Genomic DNA, 14,413 nt, shown 5'->3' with positions numbered 1-14,413 from the left:
TCCGAACCCGGAAGCTAAGCCTTACAGCGCCGATGGTACTGCAGGGGGGACCCTGTGGGAGAGTAGGACGCCGCCGAACTATTTTTGAATGGAAAAGCCCCGGACCGGGATACGGTCCGGGGCTTTTCTGCGTTCAGAGGGTGTCCTGGGCGACCCCCTCGCTCTGGTCGGCCGGAGCTGAGGGTAAAGTCAGGGGGCATCGTTGGCTCGTTTCCCACAGGAGGCCCCCGGGTGGAGGTCCAGGAGACCCGTGTTCAGACTGACCGGGTCCTCACCATCCCGAACATCCTCAGCATGGCGCGTCTTGTTGGCGTACCGCTCTTCCTGTGGCTCATCCTCAGGCCTGAGTTCGGCGGCCCCAAGAGCGACGGTTGGGCTCTGCTGGTGCTCGCGCTGAGCGGCGTCAGTGACTATCTCGACGGCAAGCTCGCGCGCCGCTGGAATCAGATCAGCAGCCTTGGCCGGCTCCTCGACCCTGCTGCGGACCGGCTCTACATTTTGTCCACCTTGGTCGGTTTGACCTGGCGCGACATTCTTCCCATTTGGTTGACCGCCGCACTGCTGCTGCGAGAACTGGTCCTGCTGGTGATGGTGGGGATCCTCAGGCGACACGGCTATCCGCCGCCGCAGGTGAACTTCCTCGGCAAGGCAGCGACGTTCAACCTCATGTACGCGTTCCCTCTGTTGCTTCTCAGCGACGGAAGTGGATGGATCCACGAACTCGCTGCTATTTTCGGATGGGCGTTCGCCGGATGGGGTACAACGCTGTACTGGTGGGCAGGGATCCTCTACGTGGTTCAGGTCCGCCGACTTGTCAAGGCGGACTCCAAGGCCGATTGAGCTCGCCATTGGGTGTTGGGTGAGGCCAGAAGGTCCGCATCGTGACTTCTGCGAGTCATTCCGGACGGGCGAAGTCGGCTAGACCGTCGTCTCTTCAAGGAGGACGCTTCCGACATGAAGGCCGTCGTGATGGCCGGAGGCGAAGGCACACGCCTTCGCCCCATGACCTCGAGCATGCCCAAGCCGCTCCTGCCGGTGGCCAACCGGCCGATCATGGAGCATGTGCTCAGGCTGCTCAAGCGGCATGGGCTCACCGAAACCGTGGTCACCGTGCAATTCCTGGCCTCACTCGTCAGGAATTACTTCGGTGACGGCGAAGAGTTGGGGATGGAGCTCACCTATGCCAATGAGGAGAAGCCACTCGGCACTGCCGGCAGCGTGAAGAACGCCGAGGAAGCGCTGAAGGACGATGCTTTCCTCGTGATCTCCGGCGACGCCCTGACCGATTTCGACCTCACCGAGCTCATCAATTTCCACAAGGAAAAGGGTGCGCTGGTCACTGTCTGCCTGACGCGTGTACCCAACCCCCTGGAATTCGGCATCACCATTGTCGACGAGGAGGGGAAGGTCGAGCGGTTCCTCGAGAAGCCGACCTGGGGGCAGGTCTTCTCGGACACGGTGAACACGGGCATCTACGTGATGGAGCCCGAGGTCTTCGACTACGTCGAGGCCGATACGTCCGTGGACTGGTCCGGGGATGTCTTCCCGCAGCTGATGAAGGAAGGCAAGCCCATCTACGGCTTTGTGGCCGAGGGCTATTGGGAGGACGTCGGTACCCACGAGAGCTATGTGAAGGCGCAGGCCGATGTCCTGGAGGGCAAGGTCGACGTCGAGCTCGACGGGTTCGAGATCTCCCCCGGTGTGTGGGTCGCCGAGGGTGCCGAGGTGCATCCGGACGCGGTGCTGCGCGGGCCGCTGTACATCGGTGACTACGCCAAGGTCGAAGCCGATGTGGAGATTCGCGAACACACGGTCGTCGGCTCGAACGTCGTCGTGAAGAGCGGGGCCTTTCTGCACAAGGCCGTCGTGCACGACAACGTCTACATCGGACAGCACAGCAACCTGCGGGGCTGTGTCGTCGGCAAGAACACCGACATCATGCGGGCCGCCCGGATCGAGGACGGTGCGGTCATCGGCGATGAGTGCCTCGTCGGTGAGGAATCGATTGTCCAGGGCAACGTCCGGGTCTATCCCTTCAAGACGATCGAGGCCGGAGCCTTCGTCAACACGTCGGTGATCTGGGAGTCCCGCGGGCAGGCCCATCTGTTCGGGGCGCGTGGTGTCTCCGGGATCCTCAACGTCGAGATCACGCCCGAGCTCGCCGTCCGGCTGGCGGGTGCCTATGCGACGACCCTGAAGAAGGGGTCGACCGTGACCACTGCCCGTGACCACTCCCGCGGTGCGCGTGCGCTCAAACGGGCGGTCATCTCCGCCTTGCAGGCGAGCGCCATCGACGTACGGGACTTGGAGAACGTGCCGTTGCCGGTGGCTCGTCAGCAGACGGCCAGGGGCAGTGCAGGCGGGATCATGATCCGTACGACACCGGGTGTGCCGGACTCGGTCGACATCATGTTCTTCGACGAGCGCGGGGCGGATCTGTCGCAGGGCAGCCAGCGCAAACTCGATCGTGTGTATGCGCGGCAGGAGTACCGGCGGGCGTTCCCCGGGGAGATCGGGGATCTGCACTTCCCCTCCAGCGTCTTCGACTCGTACACCGGGTCACTGCTGCGGAACGTGGACACGACCGGGATCGCCGATGCCGGGCTGAAGGTGGTCGTCGACGCCTCCAACGGAAGCGCGGGGCTCGTGCTGCCCAGCCTGCTGGGGCGCCTCGGTGTCGACTCCCTGACCATCAATCCGGGACTCGACGAGTCGCGGCCCACCGAGACCGCGGATGCGCGGCGGTCCGGGCTCGTGCGGCTCGGGGAGATCGTGGCGTCGGCGCGGGCCGCGTTCGGGGTGCGGTTCGACCCGGTCGGCGAGCGGCTGTCCCTCGTGGACGAGAAGGGGCGGATCGTCGAGGACGACCGGGCCTTGCTCGTGATGCTCGACCTTGTCGCCGCCGAGCGGCGCAGCGGGCGGGTCGCCCTCCCCGTCACCACGACGCGTATCGGCGAGCAGGTGGCCGCGTATCACGGGACGCAGGTGGAGTGGACGACCACGTCGCCCGACGATCTGACCCGGGTGGGGCGTGAGGACGGCACCATCTTCGGTGGCGACGGTCGCGGCGGCTTCATCGTGCCCGAGTTCAGCAGCGTGTTCGACGGGGCTGCTGCCTTCGTGCGGCTCATCGGGCTGGTGGCCAGGACTCAGCTGACCCTGAGCCAGATCGATGCGCGCATCCCGCGGGCGCACGTCCTCAAGCGTGACCTGGCGACTCCGTGGGCCGTGAAGGGGCTCGTCATGCGGCGGGTCGTGGAGGAGGCCGGCGACCGGTCCGTGGACACGACCGACGGGGTGCGGGTCGTGGAGGCCGACGGACGCTGGGTCATGGTGCTGCCCGACCCGGCGGAGGCCGTTACCCATCTGTGGGCGGAAGGGCCCGACGACGCGTCCGCGCAGCAGCTGCTCGACGAGTGGTCGGCGGTGGTGGACAGCGCCGGACGCTGAGCCCGCTCGTGTGCCGGTCGGTGCCCGCCGTGGGCGCCGACCGGCACGCTGCCGGGGGCATTCGGAGGTAGCGGTCACGACGTGCGACGATGTGCGGCATGCCGCAGCAGCCCCCCGTTCGGAGCACCCCCGAGCGCCCCTCGCGCCCCGATGCCTCCATGTCGCTGCTGACCAATGTGATGGACCACAGCCTCGACGACGGGTACGCGGAAGCGACGGCCCGCAGGAAGGCTCTGGGGCAGAGCGGGTTGCCGAAGACGCTGCGCGCGAGGCTGGGTCTTGCGGCAGGACTCGTACTCGCCGCGTGTGTCGTGACCGTGGGGGCCGCGCAGGCCCGGGTCGCCGCACCCGTCGTGGCCAAGGAGCGCGAGGAGCTCATCGACCGCATCGACCAGGAGACCGAGTCCGCCGACAAGTTGGAGGGACAGGTCGACTCGCTGCGTACCGATGTGGGGGAGATGCAGCGCGAGGCGCTGAAGAAGCACGGCGGCGACCAGGGCGAGTTGGTGGGAGTGCTGTCGGGTGCCGTCGCCGTGCACGGGCCCGGAGTGAAGCTCGTCGTCGACGACGCCAAGTCGGCCGAGATCGGAGGCGGGAGCGGGCCGCGCGAGAGCGCCGGCTTCTCCGACACCGGGCGGGTGCGCGACCGCGACATGCAGCGCGTCGTCAACGGCCTGTGGCAGTCGGGGGCCGAGGCCGTCAGCATCAACGGGCAGCGGCTCACCGCACTGTCCGCGATCAGGGCCGCGGGTGACGCGATACTGGTCGACAACAAGCCGCTGGTGCCGCCGTACACGGTGCTCGCGGTGGGGGACGGACAGCGGCTGAGCACCCGGTTCCAGAACAGTCCTGACGGTTTGTACCTGCATGCCCTGCAGGAGAACTTCGGGATCCGGACCAGCATTTCGGCCCAGGACGACGTCAGGCTTCCTGCCGCACCCAGCGTGATCGTACGTACAGCACAGCCGAGAGCAGAGCAGAAGGGCACATCGTGATCGCCGTACTGGGCCTCGTCGTGGGAGTCGTGGTCGGTCTTTTCGTCCGGCCCGAGGTTCCGGCGGTGGTCGAGCCTTATCTTCCGATCGCCGTGGTCGCGGCGCTCGACGCGGTGTTCGGCGGGCTGCGCGCCATGCTGGACGGGATCTTCGTCGACAAGGTGTTCGTCGTGTCGTTCCTGTCGAACGTCGTGGTGGCCGCGCTCATCGTCTTCCTGGGTGACAAGTTGGGTGTCGGAGCGCAGCTGTCCACCGGGGTCGTGGTGGTGCTCGGCATCCGCATCTTCTCCAACGCGGCCGCCATCCGGCGGCACGTCTTCCGGGCGTGAGGCCGATGAACGCAGACGAACACCCCGAGGGTTCCGGCGCCGAACACAGGCTGCGCAAGGAACTGCCGGCCGAGGTCGCGCCCGCACCGGATGCCGCGGAATCCGCGCAGGACGGCCCGCCGCAGCTGACCGGACGTCAGCGGCTCGTGAAAGGCCTGTGGCCGCCTCGCGTGTCGCGCGCCCAACTCACCGTCGCTGTGCTGCTGTTCGTGTTGGGCCTCGGGCTCGCCATCCAGGTGCGGTCCAACAGTGACAACAGTGCCCTGCGCGGTGCGCGCCAGGAAGATCTCGTGCGCATCCTCGATGAACTCGATGACCGGACTCAGCGTCTGGAGGATGAGAAGCAGGGTCTCGAGGACCAGCGCACCGAGTTGGAGAACAGCTCGGACCAGGCCGAGGAGGCCCGTAAGCAGACCGTCGAGAAGGAGCGCCAACTCGGCATTCTGGCGGGCACCGTGGCCGCGCAGGGCCCCGGGATCACGATGACGGTCACGGACACGAAGGGAGCCGTCGAGGCGGACATGCTGCTCGACGCGATCCAGGAGCTGCGGGCGGCGGGCGCCGAGGCGATCCAGGTGAACGGCGTCCGCGTCGTGGCCAACACGTATCTGACGGACGCGAGTGGAGGGAAGGGGGTCAGCGTGGACGGGCAGAAGATCAGCCAGCCGTACGTCTTCAAGGTCATCGGCAAGCCACAGGACCTCGAGCCGGCCCTCAACATCCCTGGAGGTGTGGTGCAGACGCTGGAGAAGGAGCAGGCCACGGTCTCCGTGGTCCGATCCGAGAAGATCGTCGTGGACGCCTTGCGAGCGGCGAAGCGGCCTGACTACGCTCGGTCGTCCTCGCAGTGAGGCGGGGGTGCATGGGGGAAGTCGTAGGAGGGCATGAGGTTGCGGGGGGTCGGCGCACCGCAGGCGGGGTGCGTGGTGGAAACTGTTTGGCGGATGCGGACGTTGTGAGGGTGTCCGTGTCAGTGATGTACGCCGGTGTGTGCAATCAGGGTTTGTCCTGCCCCACGGGCGGGTCTGTTTCGGTCAAGGGGAATCGCCCGTGAAGTTGTTTGCGAAGTTGTTCGGCAAGAGCGCACGTGAGGACAACCGCCACCGTGCGCCGCGCCAGGGAGATGTGCCGGAGACGCAGGTGGGCGAGCGCCCGCTGTTCCGGGACCAGGTCGGCGGTGACAATTCGGGCGGACAGGGCGCGTCGTCTGTTGACCCTGCCGGTTCCGGCCGCATAGGTTTCGGGGAACCGTCAACCTCAAGTACGGGTGGAGGGTTTGGTCCCGGCCCGTACGCGTCCCATGCCCCCGCGGGGCAGCCGCGGCAGGAGGATCCGTCCATGTCGGCCCTGGTGTGTACGAGGTGCGGGAACCGGAACGGCGAGAACAGCCGGTTCTGCTCCAACTGTGGTGCGCCGCTTCGTGGCGGGGTGCCGGAGGGGCCGTCCGAGACGACGTCCACGATCTCCATCTCGGGTCTCGAGTCCTACGACCCGGAGGCCACCGGGCAGACGCAGCTGCCGGCCCTGTCGCCCGAGGCGCAGGCCGCGGTCGACGCGCTGCCGCTGGGTTCGGCGCTCCTGGTGGTGCGGCGCGGTCCGAACTCGGGCAGCCGCTTCCTCCTGGACGGCGAGCTGACCACGGCCGGGCGTCACCCGCAGAGCGACATCTTCCTGGACGACGTGACCGTGTCGCGCCGCCACGTGGAGTTCCGTCGCGTGCAGGACGGCTCGTTCACCGTCTCCGACGTCGGCAGCCTCAACGGGACGTACGTGAACCGTGAGCGCATCGACTCCGTGACGCTGAACAACGGCGACGAGGTGCAGATCGGCAAGTACCGGCTGGTGTTCTACGCGAGCCAGCGAGGTATCTGAACCGTCAGCGAACCTTCAGGAAGGTCCATGCTTCACACACCGAGGGGCGGTGCCGCGGGCGGCACCGCCACCACGGACAGTCGGCTGATGAGCATCGGCACCGTACTGAACGTGCTGCGCGAAGAGTTCCCCGAGGTCACCATCTCCAAGATCAGGTTCTTGGAGGCGGAGGGCCTCATCGAGCCACAGCGGACGCCGTCCGGGTACCGCAAGTTCAGCCCGGACGACGTCGAGCGGCTCGGCCACGTCCTGCGGATGCAGCGGGACCACTACCTGCCGCTGAAGGTCATCAAGGAGCAGCTCGAGGCGCTGGAGCGGGGCGAGTCCCTGCCGGTGCCCGCTCCCGGGCCGGCCGGCGACGCGGAAGAGGCGGAGGACGGTCCCACCGCCGCGCGTGTGGGCCGGGACGAGCTGCTCGCCGCCGCCGAGATCGACGAGGACGAGCTCGGCGAGTGGGAGTCGTACGGGCTCATCGCCCCGTTGCCGGAGGGTGGCTACGACGCGTCGGCCGTTCTCGTGGCCGAGTTGGTCGGCGAGCTCGGCCGGTTCGGGATCGAGCCGCGGCACCTGCGCGTCATGCGGGCGGCCGCGGATCGTGAGGCGGGGCTCGTGGACTCCGTCGTCGCGCCGCTCAAGGTGCACCGCAATCCGCAGACCAGGGCCCTGGCGCAGGCGCGGGCCAAGGAGCTGGCCGGCCTGACGGTGCGGCTGCACGCGGCGCTCGTACAGACCGCACTTGGGGTGCGTCTGCCCTGATTGCAGGGCGGGCGAAAGCCGTGGGCCCGGCCCTCGGCGCATGCCCGACTACCCAAACCGGCCGGGCACGTCCTAGGGTTGCTGTGTGAACGAGCTCGACGTCGTAGGTGTCCGGGTCGAAATGCCCTCCAACCAACCGATCGTGCTCCTGCGTGAAGTGGGAGGCGACCGTTACCTCCCCATCTGGATCGGACCGGGGGAGGCGACGGCGATCGCCTTTGCCCAGCAGGGCATGGCCCCCGCGCGTCCGCTGACGCACGACCTGTTCAAGGACGTGCTCGAGGCGGTCGGTCAGGAGCTCACGGAAGTACGCATCACGGACTTGCGGGAAGGCGTCTTCTATGCGGAGCTGGTGTTCGCGAGCGGCGTCGAGGTCAGCGCCCGCCCGTCCGACGCCATAGCGCTCGCGCTGCGCACCGGGACGCCGATCTTCGGCAGTGACGGGGTCCTGGACGACGCAGGGATCGCGATCCCGGACGAGCAGGAGGACGAGGTGGAGAAGTTCCGCGAGTTCCTCGACCAGATCTCGCCCGAGGACTTCGGGACCAATAGTCAGTGACCGGCAGTCCGTGACCCGAGGCGGTCGCCCCCGTGGGCGGCCGCCTCGGCACATTCGGCTAGCCTTTCCCCGCGGTCGGGTACGGGAAACCACTCCTAGGGTGATTATCACTCGGCGTGGCGAGTGTGGCGTTCGTTGACGCACCCCTTGTGACTGCCTACCGTCGAGAAGGCAGGTCAAAGAGGAGGTCGGCGTGAGAAGCAGCGGCGACGGTACGGCGACGGGCGGTCCGTACTCGTTTCACGGCAGCGCGGCCGATCACACTCCGCAGCGCCCGCAGGCGGTGTCTGCGGTGGCGGGGGAGAGCGGCGACGCGACTTCCGAGCAGATCGGATATCGGGGCCCGACCGCGTGTGCGGCGGCCGGCATCACTTATCGACAGCTCGACTACTGGGCCAGGACCGGTCTGGTCGAGCCGAGCGTGCGGCCCGCGTACGGGTCGGGGACGCAGCGCCTGTACAGCTTCCGGGACGTCGTCGTCCTGAAGGTCGTCAAGCGCTTCCTGGACACGGGCGTCTCGCTGCAGAACATCCGCACCGCGGTGCAGCATCTGCGTGAGCGCGGCTTTCGGGATCTGGAGCGGATGACGCTCATGAGCGACGGCGCGACGGTGTACGAGTGCACGTCGCCGGCCGAGGTGCACGATCTGCTCCAGGGCGGGCAGGGGATCTTCGGGATCGCCGTCGGCGTGGTCTGGCGGGACGTGGAGAGCGCCCTGTCCCAGCTGCACGGAGAGCGCGTGGACACCGGTGAGACCCTCGTCGGGCACAACCCCGCGGACGAGCTCGCGAGGCGGCGCAACCGGGCCGTGTGACGCTCGTGCGGCCCCGTTGTCAGTGGCGTAGGAGAGCATCGGAGATGTGAGAACCGCGCCGACGATTCTGCATCTCGACATGGATGCCTTCTACGCCTCTGCCGAGCAGGCGGCGAAGCCGAGCCTGCGCGGGAAGGCGGTCGTCGTGGGCGGGCTCGGGCCGCGCGGGGTCGTGGCCACGGCGTCGTACGAGGCGCGGAAGTTCGGGGTGCACTCGGCGATGCCGATGGGGCAGGCCCGGCGGCTCGCGCCCAATGCCGCATACCTCGTGCCGCGCTTCCGGCTGTACCGGGACGTCAGCGAGCAGGTGATGGGGCTGCTGCGGGAGCTTTCGCCGCTGGTGGAGCCGCTGAGTCTGGACGAGGCGTTCGTCGACCTGGAGGCCGGTGAGGTGGCCTGGGACCAGGCTTCCGCGGAGGCCGTGGGAAGGAAGCTGCGGGCGGACATCCGGCGGGTGACGGGACTGACCGGGTCCGTCGGGCTCGCCGTGTCCAAGATGCTGGCGAAGATCGCGTCGGAGGAGGCCAAGCCGGACGGGCTCGTTCTGATACCGCCGGGGACCGAGCGCGAGCTGATCGGGCCCCGGTCCGTGCGGATCCTGCCGGGGGTCGGGCCCGCGACCGGGGACCATCTGCGGCGGGCCGGGATCCTGACCGTGGCGGAGATCGCCGAGGCGGGCGAGGACGAGCTCGTACGACTCCTCGGGAAGGCGCACGGCAGTCATCTGTACGCCATGGCGCTGGCGCACGACGAGCGGCCCGTGGTCGCCGAGCGGGACTCCAAGTCGGTGTCGGTCGAGGACACGTACGACGTGGACATCCACGACCGGGTGCGGGTCCGCCTGGAGGTGCAGCGGCTTGCCGACCGGTGTGTGGAGCGGCTGCGGGCGGCCGAGCGGTCGGGGCGGACCGTGGTCCTGAAGGTGCGGAGGTACGACTTCTCGACGCTGACGCGGTCCGAGACGCTGCGGGGGCCGACAGACGATCCGACGGTGGTGCGGGAGGCCGCCGCGCGGCTGCTCGAGTCCGTGGACACGACGGGCGGGGTCCGGCTGCTCGGGGTCGGGGTGAGCGGGCTTGCCGACTTCACGCAGGAGGACCTGTTCGCGCAGGCGGCCCAGGCGGCGCTGGAAGCCGAGGAGGCCGCTGCCGAGGAGGGGCAGGAGGAGGCCGAGGCAGCGGTTCCCGATGAGCCCGAGGTCGTCGCCGCCGAGCCCGTCCAGCGGCGGTGGATGGCCGGGCACGACGTGCGGCATGCCGAGTTCGGGCCCGGATGGGTGCAGGGGAGCGGGCTCGGGCGGGTGACGGTGCGGTTCGAGACGCCCTATTCGACGGTGCCGGGGCGGGTGCGGACGTTCCGGGTGGACGATCCGGAGCTGGTGGCCGCCGACCCGTTGCCGCTGGTCGAGCCGGTGGACGAGTCAGCCGCCGAGCCGGCCGCCGAGCCAGTGGCCGAGCCCTGCGTCGGATCGGAGTAGTGCTCGGGTCAGGTCGGATCGTTCTCGGAGCCCGCGATGCGGCCGAAGGTCATGTCCGGCGACTGCTGCGGGGCCGTGACGTCGAGCCCGTAGTGGTGGTACAGCTGCAGTTCCTGCTCGGGGGAGAGGTGGCGGCCCACGCCGAAGTCCGGGGAGTCCTTGATCAGGGCGCGGTCGAAGGGGACGCGGAGCGTGCCGTCGACCAGTTCGCTGGGCTCCAGCGGGACGAAGGCGTCGCGGCTGAAGAGGCCCGTCCGTATCGCCGCCCACTCCGGGACGCCGGTGGCGTCGTCGAGGTACACCTCGTCGATCGTGCCGATCTTGGTTCCATTGCGGTCGAACGCCTTGCGGCCGATCAGGTTGCGCGGATCGACGTCGGTCTGCACGGGCCCTCCAGCTGGTCGCAACTCGTCTGTAACCACTACGAAAGAGCACATTTCACAAGGCGGCCACTCGAGCGTTCCTCCATGAATCGGGGCCGAGGGCCGCTGGTAGGCTGGCAGGCGGCTGCTGACCCCGCGCGGGAGAGTCCTCCGATCATCGTCGGAGGCGCCGAAGGAGCAACTCCTCCCCGGAATCTCTCAGGCCCCTGTACCGCGCGGACGAGGTCACTCTGGAAAGCAGGGCGGGGTGCAGTTCTCCGCCCTCACCGACGGTGAAAGCCGGTGTGTCCACGTGATCTTGCGGGGGCGGCCGGTGAAGCTCTCAGGTTGAGATGACAGAGGGGGAGGCCGTCCGGGCACCCGCGCCGTGGTGCCCCTCGCAGGTCGCAATGACCAGGAGGCCTCCGCCATGACCGCCAACCGTATTCCGCTCTCGCAGTTGGAGCAGGGAATCCCCTTCGAGCAGCGCCACATCGGTCCCGACGACGCCGCTCAGGCCAAGATGCTCGCGCAGGTCGGCTACGGCTCGCTCGACGAGCTGACGGCGGCCGCTGTGCCGGATGTGATCAAGAGTGCCGAGGCGCTGGCGCTGCCCGCCGCGCGCACCGAGGCCGAGGTGCTCGCCGAGCTCCGCTCCCTCGCCGACCGCAACCAGGTGCTCGGGTCCATGATCGGGCTCGGCTACTACGGGACCTTCACGCCGCCCGTCATCCTGCGCAACGTGATGGAGAACCCCTCCTGGTACACGGCCTACACGCCGTACCAGCCGGAGATCTCGCAGGGCCGTCTCGAGGCGCTGCTCAACTTCCAGACGATGGTTGCCGAGTTGACCGGCCTGCCGACCTCCGGCGCCTCGCTGCTCGACGAGGGCACGGCCGCCGCCGAGGCCATGGCGCTGTCGCGGCGCATCGGCAAGGTCAAGGACGGTGTGTACCTGGTCGACGCGGACGCGCTGCCGCAGACCGTCGCCGTCATTCGGACGCGGGCCGAGCCGACCGGCGTCGAGATCGTCGTCGCCGACCTGAGCGACGGGATTCCCGCCGAGGTCGCCGAGCGCGGTGTCGTGGGCGTGCTCGTGCAGTACCCGGGGGCCTCCGGTGCCGTGCGCGACATCAAGTCCGTCATCGAGCAGGCGCACGAGCTGGGCGCCATCGTCACCGTCGCCGCTGATCTTCTTGCTCTTACGCTGCTGACCTCGCCCGGCGAACTGGGTGCCGACATCGCCGTGGGCACGACGCAGCGCTTCGGCGTCCCGATGGGCTTCGGCGGTCCGCACGCCGGTTACATGGCCGTACGGGAGAAGTTCGCGCGGTCCCTGCCCGGGCGGCTCGTCGGCGTCTCCGTCGACGCCGACGGGAACAAGGCGTACCGCCTCGCCCTGCAGACGCGCGAGCAGCACATCCGCCGCGAGAAGGCGACCAGCAACATCTGTACGGCGCAGGTGCTGCTCGCCGTCATGGCCGGGATGTACGCGGTCTACCACGGTCCTGACGGGCTCAGGTCCATCGCGCAGCGCACCCACCGCTACGCCACGCTGCTGGCCGCCGGTCTGACGGCGGGCGGTGTCGAGGTCGTGCACGGCGCGTACTTCGACACGCTGACCGTGCGGGTGCCCGGCAAGGCCGCGCAGGTCGTGGCCGCGGCGCGCGAGGGCGGGGTCAACCTGCACCTCGTCGACGCCGACCAGGTCTCCCTCTCCTGCGACGAGACCACCACACGGGCCCAACTGGGCGCCGTCTGGGACGCGTTCGGCGTCGAGGCGGACATCGAGGCGCTCGACGCCGCCGCGGTGGACGCGCTTCCCGAGGCGCTGCTGCGCAGCGACGAGATCCTGACGCACCCGGTGTTCCACCAGCACCGCTCCGAGACCGCGATGCTGCGCTACCTGCGCACGCTCGCCGACCGCGACTATGCGCTCGACCGGGGCATGATCCCGCTGGGCTCCTGCACGATGAAGCTCAACGCGACCACCGAGATGGAGCCGGTCACCTGGCCCGAGTTCGGCCAGCTGCACCCCTTCGTGCCGGCCGAGCAGGCGCAGGGCTATCTGACCCTGATCAAGGAGCTCGAGGAGCGCCTCGCCGAGGTCACCGGCTACGACAAGGTGTCGCTGCAGCCGAACGCCGGGTCGCAGGGCGAGCTGGCGGGCCTGCTCGCCGTACGCGGATACCACCGGGCCAACGGCGACGAGCAGCGCACCGTCTGCCTCATCCCGTCGTCGGCGCACGGGACCAATGCCGCCAGTGCCGTGATGGCCGGGATGAAGGTCGTCGTCGTCAAGACCGCCGACGACGGTGAGGTCGACATCGCGGACCTGCGCGCCAAGATCGAGCAGTACGCCGATCAGCTGGCCGTGCTCATGATCACGTACCCGTCGACGCACGGTGTGTTCGAGGAGCACGTCGCCGACATCTGCGCCGCCGTGCACGACGCCGGCGGCCAGGTGTACGTCGACGGTGCCAACCTCAACGCCCTCGTGGGGCTTGCCAAGCCGGGGCACTTCGGGGGCGACGTCTCGCACCTGAACCTGCACAAGACGTTCTGCATCCCGCACGGCGGCGGTGGCCCCGGCGTCGGTCCGGTCGGCGTGCGCGAGCACCTCGCTCCGTACCTGCCGAACCACCCGCTGCAGCCGGCCGCCGGTCCTGAGACGGGCGTCGGTCCGATCTCGGCCGCGCCGTGGGGCTCCGCGGGCATCCTGCCGATCTCGTGGTCGTACGTGCGTCTCATGGGCGGCGAGGGGCTCAAGCGCGCGACGCAGGTCGCCGTGCTGTCGGCCAACTACATCGCCAAGCGGCTCGAGCCGCACTTCCCGGTGCTCTACACCGGTCCCGGCGGTCTCGTCGCGCACGAGTGCATCATCGATCTGCGGCCGATCAGCAAGGAGACCGGCGTCAGCGTCGACGACATCGCCAAGCGGCTCATCGACTACGGGTTCCACGCGCCGACCATGTCGTTCCCGGTCGCGGGGACGCTGATGATCGAGCCGACCGAGAGCGAGGACATCACCGAGCTCGACCGGTTCTGCGAGGCGATGATCGCCATTCGCGGCGAGATCGAGCGGGTGGCCTCCGGCGAGTGGCCCGCCGATGACAACCCGCTGCGGAACGCTCCGCACACGGCGGGGATGCTGGGCGGGGACTGGGCGCACGCGTACAGCCGGGAAGAGGCTGTCTTCCCGGCCGGGGTGGTGGCGTCCGACAAGTACTGGCCGCCGGTGCGCCGTATCGACCAGGCCTTCGGCGACCGGAACCTGGTCTGCTCGTGCCCGCCTCTGGACGCCTACGAGGCCTGAGCCGACAGTGGGTGCGCGGCCGGCCGTTCGCAGGTGGACGGCCGCGCAGTGCCCCGCGCCGCTAGGCGGCGGTCACCACCGTGCCCAAGGGGCGGTGCGGCGCGATGATCGTGCCGTTGGGCAGCAGTTCGCCGGTGTCCTCGAAGAGCAGGACTCCGTTGCACAGGAGACTCCAGCCCTGCTCCGGGTGGTGAGCCACGGGGAGCGCGGCCTCCCGGTCCGCGGAGGCTGCTGTCGGGCACGGCGGCTGGTGCTGGCACATGGATGGGATCTTTCGCTGCGAAGTGATCTCGATGACGGTGGCGTTGCTGGCAGTGCAGTCGGTGCTGGTGGTGCTGGTGGTGCTGTTCGTGCTGCGGCTTGAAGGCTTGTTCATGGCCGCCCCCCGTTTTCCAGTCGGTCCGAACCCAGTGTTGCCCTGTGGGCGCCAATCCGCAGGGATTTCGTAGCAGCGGTCCTCACTGGATTCAGACGCGTCACCCG

The 14,413-nt window shown here is 68.8% G+C and carries 14 protein-coding genes, 1 rRNA gene and 1 riboswitch; of the genes, 13 read left to right on the top strand and 2 right to left on the bottom strand.

Going from position 1 to position 14,413, the window contains the following annotated elements; all coding sequences use genetic code 11:
* From rrf to ACIBUY_RS34640, 11 genes are all read left to right on the top strand, one after another.
* A 5S ribosomal RNA gene (gene rrf, locus ACIBUY_RS34690) occupies positions 1-79 on the top strand; the annotation flags it as partial.
* A 152-nt stretch (positions 80-231) separates the two neighbouring features.
* Positions 232-840, top strand: coding sequence for a CDP-alcohol phosphatidyltransferase family protein (locus ACIBUY_RS34685; protein ID WP_365566838.1), 609 nt, complete (start codon positions 232-234; stop codon positions 838-840).
* 114 nt (positions 841-954) lie between these two features.
* A complete protein-coding gene (locus ACIBUY_RS34680) occupies positions 955-3,450 on the top strand; it encodes a mannose-1-phosphate guanyltransferase (protein WP_365566837.1) in 2,496 nt (831 codons plus the stop codon).
* Between the two features lie 89 nt (positions 3,451-3,539).
* A complete protein-coding gene (locus ACIBUY_RS34675) occupies positions 3,540-4,445 on the top strand; it encodes a DUF881 domain-containing protein (protein WP_365566836.1) in 906 nt (301 codons plus the stop codon).
* Positions 4,442-4,774 carry a small basic family protein gene (locus ACIBUY_RS34670; protein WP_031069011.1) on the top strand — a complete coding sequence of 111 codons (333 nt, stop codon included), beginning with the start codon at positions 4,442-4,444 and terminating at the stop codon, positions 4,772-4,774. The genes ACIBUY_RS34675 and ACIBUY_RS34670 overlap by 4 nt, the downstream gene beginning before the upstream one ends.
* A 5-nt stretch (positions 4,775-4,779) precedes the next feature.
* The gene (locus tag ACIBUY_RS34665; protein ID WP_365566835.1) at positions 4,780-5,625 is read left to right on the top strand and encodes a DUF881 domain-containing protein; all 846 of its coding nucleotides are present in this window, start codon (positions 4,780-4,782) and stop codon (positions 5,623-5,625) included.
* 82 nt (positions 5,626-5,707) lie between these two features.
* Positions 5,708-6,646 carry an FHA domain-containing protein gene (locus ACIBUY_RS34660; RefSeq protein ID WP_365566853.1) on the top strand — a complete coding sequence of 313 codons (939 nt, stop codon included), beginning with the start codon at positions 5,708-5,710 and terminating at the stop codon, positions 6,644-6,646.
* Positions 6,647-6,673: 27 nt separating this feature from the next.
* Complete coding sequence (locus tag ACIBUY_RS34655) at positions 6,674-7,402, top strand: MerR family transcriptional regulator (protein WP_365566834.1); 729 nt, start codon at positions 6,674-6,676, stop codon at positions 7,400-7,402.
* 85 nt (positions 7,403-7,487) lie between these two features.
* On the top strand, positions 7,488-7,961 hold the full coding sequence (locus tag ACIBUY_RS34650) for a bifunctional nuclease family protein (RefSeq protein ID WP_005475662.1): 474 nt from the start codon (positions 7,488-7,490) through the stop codon (positions 7,959-7,961).
* 193 nt (positions 7,962-8,154) lie between these two features.
* A complete protein-coding gene (locus ACIBUY_RS34645; RefSeq protein WP_365566833.1) occupies positions 8,155-8,775 on the top strand; it encodes a MerR family transcriptional regulator in 621 nt (206 codons plus the stop codon).
* Between the two features lie 46 nt (positions 8,776-8,821).
* Positions 8,822-10,252 (top strand): DNA polymerase IV, encoded by a 1,431-nt coding sequence (locus tag ACIBUY_RS34640; RefSeq protein ID WP_399154757.1) that lies wholly within the window; start codon positions 8,822-8,824, stop codon positions 10,250-10,252.
* 8 nt (positions 10,253-10,260) lie between these two features.
* Here the strand turns inward: ACIBUY_RS34640 and ACIBUY_RS34635 are convergent, their stop codons facing one another.
* Positions 10,261-10,638, bottom strand: coding sequence for a PRC-barrel domain-containing protein (locus tag ACIBUY_RS34635; protein ID WP_365566831.1), 378 nt, complete (start codon positions 10,636-10,638; stop codon positions 10,261-10,263).
* Between the two features lie 125 nt (positions 10,639-10,763).
* Positions 10,764-10,859: riboswitch (glycine riboswitch) on the top strand.
* Between the two features lie 185 nt (positions 10,860-11,044).
* Between ACIBUY_RS34635 and gcvP the strand changes: the two genes are divergently transcribed.
* Positions 11,045-13,930: an aminomethyl-transferring glycine dehydrogenase gene (gene gcvP, locus ACIBUY_RS34630; protein ID WP_365566830.1), complete on the top strand. Its 2,886-nt coding sequence runs from the start codon at positions 11,045-11,047 to the stop codon at positions 13,928-13,930.
* A gap of 61 nt (positions 13,931-13,991) precedes the next feature.
* Here the strand turns inward: gcvP and ACIBUY_RS34625 are convergent, their stop codons facing one another.
* A complete protein-coding gene (locus ACIBUY_RS34625; protein WP_365566829.1) occupies positions 13,992-14,192 on the bottom strand; it encodes a DUF5999 family protein in 201 nt (66 codons plus the stop codon).
* Here ACIBUY_RS34625 and ACIBUY_RS34620 point away from each other — a divergent pair.
* A complete protein-coding gene (locus tag ACIBUY_RS34620) occupies positions 14,191-14,379 on the top strand; it encodes a hypothetical protein (RefSeq protein WP_365566828.1) in 189 nt (62 codons plus the stop codon). The genes ACIBUY_RS34625 and ACIBUY_RS34620 overlap by 2 nt on opposite strands.
* The last annotated feature ends 34 nt before the right edge of the window (positions 14,380-14,413 follow it).

This window comes from Streptomyces sp. NPDC050085 (assembly GCF_044460595.1).
Classification (GTDB): Bacteria; Actinomycetota; Actinomycetes; order Streptomycetales; family Streptomycetaceae; genus Streptomyces.
The sequence above is the reverse complement of the archived record's forward strand: the minus strand, read 5'-3'. Positions and strand labels throughout refer to the sequence as shown.